General features: G+C 64.8%; 1 protein-coding gene. It reads left to right on the top strand.

Going from position 1 to position 386, the window contains the following annotated elements:
- A partial coding sequence (locus FJV41_RS56655) for a beta-eliminating lyase-related protein (protein WP_246137953.1) occupies positions 1–377 on the top strand: 377 nt, incomplete at its 5' end.
- Between the last annotated feature and the right edge of the window lie 9 nt (positions 378–386).

The raw sequence follows: 386 nt of genomic DNA, 5'->3' as shown, positions 1-386 counted from the left end.
CCGTTACCCGTCCCGGGCGCGCCATGCTGGAGGCCATGATGGCCGCCCCGGTCGGGGACGATGTGTATGGCGACGACCCTACCGTCAATGAACTGCAGCGCTATGCCGCCGACCTGGCCGGCAAAGAAGCGGCGCTATTTCTACCCACCGGCACCCAGGCCAACCTCGTTGGCCTGCTCAGCCATTGCCAGCGCGGCGAAGAGTATATCGTCGGCCAGGGGGCGCATAACTATCTGTACGAAGCCGGCGGCGCGGCGGTCCTCGGCAGTATTCAGCCGCAGCCGATCGACGCCGCGGCGGATGGTTCGCTGCCGCTGGATAAAGTGGCGGCGAAAATCAAACCCGACGATATCCATTTTGCCCCACCCGCCTGCTGAGCCTGGAAA

Source organism: Myxococcus llanfairpwllgwyngyllgogerychwyrndrobwllllantysiliogogogochensis (genome assembly GCF_006636215.1).
In the GTDB taxonomy this organism is placed as follows: domain Bacteria; phylum Myxococcota; class Myxococcia; order Myxococcales; family Myxococcaceae; genus Myxococcus; species Myxococcus llanfairpwllgwyngyllgogerychwyrndrobwllllantysiliogogogochensis.
The sequence above is the reverse complement of the archived record's forward strand: the minus strand, read 5'-3'. Positions and strand labels throughout refer to the sequence as shown.